The sequence below is a fragment of the Petrocella sp. genome (assembly GCF_059865615.1).
Map to the genome: position 1 here is coordinate 1 of NZ_JCBCDA010000019.1, position 8,021 is coordinate 8,021.

7 protein-coding genes and 2 riboswitches are annotated in these 8,021 nt (G+C 35.5%); of the genes, 2 read left to right on the forward strand and 5 right to left on the reverse strand.

Features of this window, described 5'->3' with window-relative positions; translation table 11 throughout:
* Positions 1-2,124: S-layer homology domain-containing protein (locus AC6F8J_RS02240; RefSeq protein WP_500720613.1), on the reverse strand; the 2,124-nt coding region annotated here is incomplete at its 3' end.
* A gap of 30 nt (positions 2,125-2,154) precedes the next feature.
* Positions 2,155-2,238: riboswitch (cyclic di-GMP riboswitch) on the reverse strand.
* A gap of 127 nt (positions 2,239-2,365) precedes the next feature.
* Positions 2,366-2,449: riboswitch (cyclic di-GMP riboswitch) on the reverse strand.
* A 276-nt stretch (positions 2,450-2,725) separates the two neighbouring features.
* On the opposite strand from AC6F8J_RS02240, the gene AC6F8J_RS02245 reads away from it, so the two are divergent.
* A complete protein-coding gene (locus AC6F8J_RS02245; RefSeq protein ID WP_500720614.1) occupies positions 2,726-3,271 on the forward strand; it encodes a shikimate kinase in 546 nt (181 codons plus the stop codon).
* A 3-nt stretch (positions 3,272-3,274) separates the two neighbouring features.
* Complete coding sequence (locus AC6F8J_RS02250) at positions 3,275-5,086, forward strand: IS1634 family transposase (protein WP_500720615.1); 1,812 nt, start codon at positions 3,275-3,277, stop codon at positions 5,084-5,086.
* Positions 5,087-5,562: 476 nt separating this feature from the next.
* On the opposite strand, the gene AC6F8J_RS02255 is transcribed toward AC6F8J_RS02250, so the two are convergent.
* The 4 genes from AC6F8J_RS02255 to AC6F8J_RS02270 form a co-directional block, all read right to left on the reverse strand.
* Positions 5,563-6,039: a DUF6273 domain-containing protein gene (locus tag AC6F8J_RS02255; RefSeq protein ID WP_500720616.1), complete on the reverse strand. Its 477-nt coding sequence runs from the start codon at positions 6,037-6,039 to the stop codon at positions 5,563-5,565.
* A gap of 16 nt (positions 6,040-6,055) precedes the next feature.
* Positions 6,056-6,364: a hypothetical protein gene (locus AC6F8J_RS02260; RefSeq protein ID WP_500720617.1), complete on the reverse strand. Its 309-nt coding sequence runs from the start codon at positions 6,362-6,364 to the stop codon at positions 6,056-6,058.
* A 388-nt stretch (positions 6,365-6,752) separates the two neighbouring features.
* Positions 6,753-7,145 carry a hypothetical protein gene (locus tag AC6F8J_RS02265; protein WP_500720618.1) on the reverse strand — a complete coding sequence of 131 codons (393 nt, stop codon included), beginning with the start codon at positions 7,143-7,145 and terminating at the stop codon, positions 6,753-6,755.
* A 105-nt stretch (positions 7,146-7,250) separates the two neighbouring features.
* On the reverse strand, positions 7,251-8,021 hold a 771-nt coding region (locus tag AC6F8J_RS02270; RefSeq protein ID WP_500720619.1), incomplete at its 5' end, for a hypothetical protein.

An 8,021-nucleotide genomic window follows, 5' to 3' on the forward strand; every position in this document is an offset into this window, starting at 1 on the left:
CATTCCTATGCCAGCTCCAATATCGGTTCCTCCCGAACTGTCGATTCTATCAATCGCATCATGTAATACTTCTTTATCTGATGTAAGTCCTGAGAGCAATTTGGCACTACCATCAAAATCAATTACCGCCGCCTCATCCTCTTCACCTAATTGATCAACAAAGGCTTTTGCTGCATCTTTCCTTATACCGGAAGGATCATTCCAACCCATACTTCCAGATGAGTCTATTGACATCGCTATGGCTATTGTTTTTGTCGGTTGATTCGTTTGGCTCGGTGGTTTGATTTCACTGTCCCAAACCTTTTCAAATGCTTTTTTATTTAACAATACATATTTGGAAAAATGTTGGATTGTAACTGATATTGTCCCATTTACTGAATCTAGGGTTTGATTCTCAAGTAGTATCATCTCTTGATTGACTTCATCAACATAATAGATTGCAGGTTCAAACTCTTGATTCTGAAGCAACTCATTGTTAAAGGCAAATGTTAGCTCTGCTGAATCAAAAGTTCCATCTAAATCAAATTCATAGCCCGCACCAACATAACCCGGCATATCTTCCGGCAAATAAAAGTTATCCCCGGATACTTTTCGTATAGACAAAGTATCTATCAGTCTTCCTGGTATATTCATCGTTATTGTAGGGACCGCTCTAAGGTCTGTTTCTTCCTGTGAGGCTGTTTTTGTTATTAAAAATATTTCATCGCCATCTAGGATTCCATTTCCATTTGTATCCGGATTTGTTGGATCCGTTCCTACTTCAAGTTCTTTTGAATCACTTAATCCATCATTATCCGTATCATACAGTAATGGATTTGTGGAATGAATATTCATCTCATCATAATCACTAAGACCATCTCCATCGGTGTCAACATCCCATGGATTCGTACCTAATACTTGTTCTTCTAAATTGGTTAGGCCATCTCCGTCAAAGTCCTCATCCCCATCTAAGATGCCATTATTATCCGAATCAACTTCTAAAGGATTGGTTCCTGTGTAATATACTTCATAATAATCTGTAAGGCCGTCACCATCTGTATCCAGATTATAAGGATCTGTACCATAAAATACTTCATAAATATTTAAAAGGCCATCATTATCTTCATCGCCATATTCATCAAATTCCAAGGTCAAAATTGCGCTTATTGTTACATTGCTTGCTGGCATGGTAAATGTTGTTTCTTTTGAAGTTTTGTCGTCAAAAGAGCCTCCACCAGTTGATGCCCATTCCGTAAAATTATAGTATTTTTCTGGTACTACTTTTACATTTACTCTTGCTCCAGGTGCATGATTTCCTACAATACTTATGTTAACTTCTCCACCTATTATCGTTTCAACTTCTAGTTTATATGTTAGAGCATTCGTACTTCCACCGGATGAAGAGCCTCCTGTACTCGATGTTGTTTTATCTTCTTCTTTTATGATGCCTTCTGGGATTATGGGGTCTTCTATCTCTTTATCATTCTCTATATCTTTATCAAAAAGTTCTAATAATCTGTTTATAATGACCATGGCTTCAGCTCTTTTTGCATTCGCATTTATCGCAAAATGCTTATCTGGATAGCCTTGAACTAATCCTAAATTAACTGCTTGCTGGATGGCTTCATATGCCCAAAAGGTAGATTCTAAATCATTAAAATTATAAACTTCTTGGCCTATGTTCTCAAAACCTTCTACTCGCATAATAAGTGTTACAATTTCTGATCTGGTAATATAGGCACTTGGCTTAAAGGAGCCATCTTTATATCCTTCAATTAAACCTAATGACTTTCCTATTAGGATATTGTCTTTGCCCCAATGATTCAATATATCAGAGTACGCTACATCACTGCTTACTTCCGATGTTAAATCCACTAATTCCGATTCTGAATAGAGTGCCCTGAGTACAAGCGTTATAAACTCTGCCCTTGTTATCATTTTTTCAGGCATTATGTAATAAATATTGTCAATTTGAGTACCCTCTACAACTTCTTTGTCAATTAATTCCTTAATTTCTTTTTCTGCCCAATGCCCTATAATGTCAGGATGATTTGGGTTTGTCTCTGCAAAAGCACTGATGTGTGCAACTTGCAAAAGAATTGTAAAACACAAAACAATTGCTAAAACTCTCTTCATTCTTTTCATTTTCTTTTTCTCCTCTTAAAATTTGTTGGATTCTAAGAAGGTCGGTTACACTATTAGCTCCGAGTAGACCAAGTGTCCCATTAAAGTCTATTCATCTACGCTCCCCTATCTCATGTTCCCCTCTTACAAAATCCATGTTGATAGCGGAGGGTACACTATCTTTATTCAATCGGTTAAGCCCATTCCTTAACTTGTATGAATCCAATAAATATACAAAAAAAAGCCAGGAAGCATCCTTGATTCATGCAACCGGCTACCTTTTCTCTTTCTTTAAGGTCCTTTGGCTTTGCGTCCTTATCTTTCGATAAGTTTGCCTTTAAATTATCATTAAAGATATAATATCATCATATTTTATATACTGTCAATCTGTTTTCAAATATTAATAGTCTTATATGCTCAATTTCTTTTCTACTTTTTTGAGTATATAAGACCATATTGGTATCCCACCTGAGTTTTGAAGTGAATATCTAAAAACAATCCAGCAATCCCTTGTGGTTACTGGTGGTTACTGGTATTTTCTTGTCTACTTTTTGTGTTTTATATATGGCGCAATATAGCGATACATGTTATAATAATAGTATATTCCAGAGGAGGACGCTTTATGAACATACTATTATTCGGTGTTTCAAATGTGGGCAAAACCGTTGCTGGCAGGCTGCTTGCTCAACGTTTAAGTTATGATTTTTACGATTTTGATGAAGAAGTTAAAAAGAATCTCAATACTACATTGGAAAATTTTGTGACAAATAGAACACTGCGCGAACGCGATAGAATACGTTGCGAAGTTATCAATGCTCTCATCTCTCATAAAGGCAACAAAGTTATCGCTATCACTCCATTGTCCTATATACAACCCATTTATGCTCTCTTGTCTTCTTCAGATATATTCCCCATCGTATTAACAGATTCAGTTGAAAGCATTTTTGATCGTCTTGTTTTCAGTGACGAAAATGATGTTATCTATACAGATGATGCCTATAAAAACAAACACAGAAATCATTATCTATTAGAAATAAGCAAAGACCTCACTTGGTATGGTTCCGTTTACGCTGGCATTAAACATCATTTCCATATGTTAGGCCGACAGACGGAAGCTGTAGTCGATGCTTTGATTATCGAGTATCGTCTCGATGGCAAGGAGGTTTAGCCTATGTACTTACGTAAAATCAAACGTCCACAAGGTATTTACCTTGCCATTCAAGAAAGCTATTATGATAGTTCCAGCAAGCAAAGCCGAACTCGTACAATCCAGAGTCTTGGATACCTTGAATCTTTAAAATCTGAACATGACGATCCTATCGCTTTCTTCACTCAAAAAGCCTTGGAGATGACAGAACAAAAAAAATCCGAAAAATCAATCAACATTAAGATTGACTCTCATACAAAAATGGGAATAGATACAAACGATGTTCGCAACATTGGCTATGTTGTATTGAAAGAATTGTATAAAAGATTAGAGTTGGACAAGTTTTGGAACTGGAAGACACGCAATCTTTCCATAGAATTTAGCGTGAACCAAATTTTTCGCTTACTAGTATTTTCACGAATTCTAAGACCATCCTCAAAGAAAGGAACTTATGATGCCCGAAATTTCTTCTTTGAAGACTTCAAAGATTTTTCGCTTGACGATGTCTACCACGCACTAGACATTATCTCCAACAATAATGAAGCTCTTCAAAAATGGATTTATGATCGTTCCTCAAATATTTGTTCAAGAGATATGTCAGTAGCTTATTTTGACTGTACGAATTATTACTTTGATATTGGGCGGTCAGACATGGACACACTGGATGATAACGGAAATCCTGTCGATAAGGACGGCAACCCTGTTTCTACGAAATACAGAAAACGTGGACCAGAAAAAAACCATCGCCCTGATCCCATAGTTGAAATGGGGTTGTTGATGGATAGAAATGGGATTCCTCTCGCTTTTGATTTGTTCCCCGGAAACGAATCCGAAAAGGTCCATATGCGTCCTATAATTAACCGCATTAAAAATGAATTTTCAGATAGTCGCATTATTTTTGTAGCTGACAGAGGATTAAATACCTCAGACAATATCTACTATCTAAACGGCGATAATAAAGGAGATTATAATCAACGAGACGGTTATGTCTACGGCCAGTCCATCAGAGGCGCTGATGCAGATTTTAAAGAATGGGTTGTCTCAGCTGGGTATCGTGTTGATAAAATCACTAATGATGATGGGGAAGAAATAGCCTTCAAACACAAATCAAGAATCTATCCCAAAACACTTCACGTAAATGTGACAAAACCAGGAAGAAAAAATCCATTGAAAAAAGATGTCTCTGTCGATCAGAAACAAATGGTCTATTACTCAGAAAAATATGCAAAGAAACAGCAAGCTGATAGAGAAGTTATGATTCAACGAGCCAAAGATATGATTAGTCACCCAAAAAAATATGACAAAGTAACTTCTGCTGGCTCAGCCTCATATGTCCTTAACATAGCCTTTGACAAAAGTACTGGAGAGATAGTTAAGGGTAAATCATTGGCTTTGAATTTAGAGAAGATCGAAGAAGAAAAGAAATATGATGGCTATTATTCCATTGTAACCAGTGAACTGAACATGTCCGATATAGAAATTCGAGAAATATACCGTGGCTTGATTCGTATTGAAGATACATTTAAAATTTCAAAATCTGAGTTTAGTTCAAGACCAGTTTTTGTCCGCACAAACGACCATATAGATGCTCACTTTACAACGTGTTTTACCTCATTGATACTTATTCGATTGCTGCAAACAAAGCTTGAAAACCAATACCCTGTCGGAAAAATCATTAACTCATTAAAAAACTACTGTTGTGTCCCGCTTGATACAAACAACTACCAATTCACCTACTATGACGAGATCATTAAAGCCTGCAGCAAAGCCTTTAATATGACACTAGATAACAAATACCAAACACGGCAACAGATACAACATTTATTAAGATACTAAAATTTTGACATTTGCAATTTTAAGTCCTGTACGCTATATAGAAGAAATGGCGCATCCCAATACTTGAAAGGGCTGCGCCGTTTTTACTTCAAAACTCGAGATATTAGCACATATCCAGCTTTCTTTTGCTGAAATTTATTCCAATTGTTCAACTATTTTTGATATTTCTGGTCTTGAAGCTTTTGTATCTCTAATCGTAAAACTCAAAATACTAAACATTACATGCAGACTTATTGTTATCTGGAATTACTCAGCTACTCACAGTTATACTTGCTGATAGGATACAAAATTATAAATACCTCTAGAGCATGGAACCATTAATCGCATGTTAATAACAATATTAGTTCAAATATAAATTTTTGTCCACAACTCCGTTTTCTGCTCTAGTATCTAATTCTCAGAAAGCGTTTTGCAATTACCTTTATAGGGCTTAATTAGAGTACCTGAACCTGATTTTATAATCATAGAACTTTGATTTAAGTATAATGCCGGTCTAACACCACTACTTTCCTTTCATAAGCCCTATGATTCAAAACTGTGCAACTCTTTGCTGGAAGCACCCTGTATTCTGTAGTAGATTGAGGTGTACGAAGCCAATAAGAATAGCTTAGACTTGGTGTGAAATATAATATATTACTAGTTAATGCAGGGTCTTTAACTGCAGACTTGGTAGGTGTTACTCTTATTGGTGATCGACTAACCCCATTGATATCTATATGTGCACGACTACCCACTACGAGATTCTGCAACTCATATGCCGATAAAAAAAACACTTTATCTGTTATAGTCTTATAGTATGCATTTTCATAGTTTTGAGCTATCGCTCCATATGGAGAGTCCACAGAAATATGTGGTTCTGTACCACCTTCTTTTTTATGCTTATCAATAGTAGGAAGTAGCGTTTTATGTGTCGTTGGAATGATTTCATCCGTTGTGAAATTCCCATCCGCCAAAAAAACCTTCTCCTGATCATAGGGTGCATAAAATGTGCGCACTATTTAACCATTGACGAATAGTCGAGGTCTCCCATTCATTGCTTCCATATTTTTTTCTTTCTTCATTTTCATGATTATTAACTGCAGCATCAAAAGACTTGGCACATAACATATGTTCTGAATAAAGAAGAGGATTACTATTATGATCAAGATGGATGACTCGCCAAAGAATGGGTTCGTTTAAATAGGAACCAAATTCAATATAATCACCAATTGCAAAAGTTGGCGACGCATGTAATGGAATAGATGGTGTTAAAAGAAGAATTAAAGCTACCCTCGTCAAGAAAAATAACAGTTTTTTATCATATTAACCTCCCTTGTTTATTGAAGTTGGTTTTTTCTATATTCGTATTATTTTTGTTATCAAGATGTTTTCCTAAGGTATGAAGGGATACTTGACATTTCGTCTTTAATAAATCCAGCTTTATCACTAATATCATAGCCACCAATAGCGTTCACACTCTTGAAATATCATGATTTCCTTTTAGTCTTGGATTCCTGCCGACCTCGTTATGAGTTAGCAGGAATCCAGGTGTTAAGTCAGATACGATTTTAAAAGGGGCAGTCCTCGGTAGCATATCAGCAGTATTTCCCTGAACAACTACTATGGATTTATTGAAAAATAGCTTTGGATTATTTACACTTTATTTTACAACTTCTTATGAACAACCTTATGGCACATCCGTCATCTTGCTAACCCAAATTTCTATCAACTTTGAGTCCTCATCAAATGCAAAAAAAACTTCTACACTTGTTAAAATATATTCACCCATGAAGATGTTTATAGACTTTACACCAATCACTGGATCTCGTGAAGAGTTTACATAATACTTACTTTTCTTTCCCCGATATAAAACACCTCTATCCTCATTAATATACCGGATTTCCCACTCCCTATTTTTTTCCAAGTAGCTTATTACATCTTCCATACTACTTCCATAAGGAATAGACTTTAATAGATATTCTTCAATTTTTTCTTCAGACTTTACTATTGGATTACTTAATATTCTAATAATTATTATTAGAATCAATACCAGTAGAATAACTAGGATTTTCTTTACCATTTTTCACCCTCCTCATCCAATTCAATTAATCCAAATACAATTATTTACTTCAACTGTTTTCAAATGGTCTTTCGAACATTTTCATCATACATAATACTATAACAACTAAGGTAAAAAGTTTTCTTTGGGGACCGGTCTATCCCAACCCGGAACCTTATATTCAGGCTCTTGAACATCACCAAATCCCGCTGCTTTTAGTATTCCATTTACAAATGAATTGGAATTATATGATTCCGTTTTCTCTTTCGGAGACCATTTATATTTTAGCTTGGGTTCTTTATTCCTATAATTACTTTCTAACTCCAGCAACGTCTCAATGGTTAGGTCATCCAGTTCTATTTTGATATATTGCACTTTTATGTCTAAGATAACATCTCTTTCTCTATTTGTTCTACTTATGAGCGTCGCTTTGTTTCCAAGAGGATTACCTTCACTACCCGCCCCTATCGTTGCGTACATAATACCATCCTTTTTATCATGGTTCAGTCTTCTTTCATTCGAATAACCATTTTTATCATAATTTTCAATGAACACATTATTATTATAGTGCTTACTATCTTCATTTACAAAAAAAAGAACACTTGTATGGTAATTGCCTGTAGGTATAAAATTAAACGGTTTAACTTGATGCACGCCAACATATCCTTCTATAATCGCGGGCACTAACGGATTTTTATCATCGTAATCATTAATCCCATCTCCGTCACTATCCACATTATCCGGATAGGAACTAAAAAACAAATATGTAAAACCACTGTTTGCTACTTTTACTTTAATCTCTTCTCCGTCTAAGAGGCCATCGCCATCAGTGTCTGGATTCAATGAATCTACATAGAATTGCTTTCCATTAAAGGCACGTAGTCTACCAGAGGCAAT

Excerpts from the sequence above, each read along its gene's own strand:
- AC6F8J_RS02245 (WP_500720614.1), top strand. The coding sequence starts at position 2,726 with ATGAACATACTATTATTCGGTGTTTCAAATGTGGGCAAAACCGTTGCT.
- AC6F8J_RS02250 (WP_500720615.1), top strand. The coding sequence starts at position 3,275 with ATGTACTTACGTAAAATCAAACGTCCACAAGGTATTTACCTTGCCATT.
- AC6F8J_RS02265 (WP_500720618.1), bottom strand. The coding sequence starts at position 7,145 with ATGGTAAAGAAAATCCTAGTTATTCTACTGGTATTGATTCTAATAATA.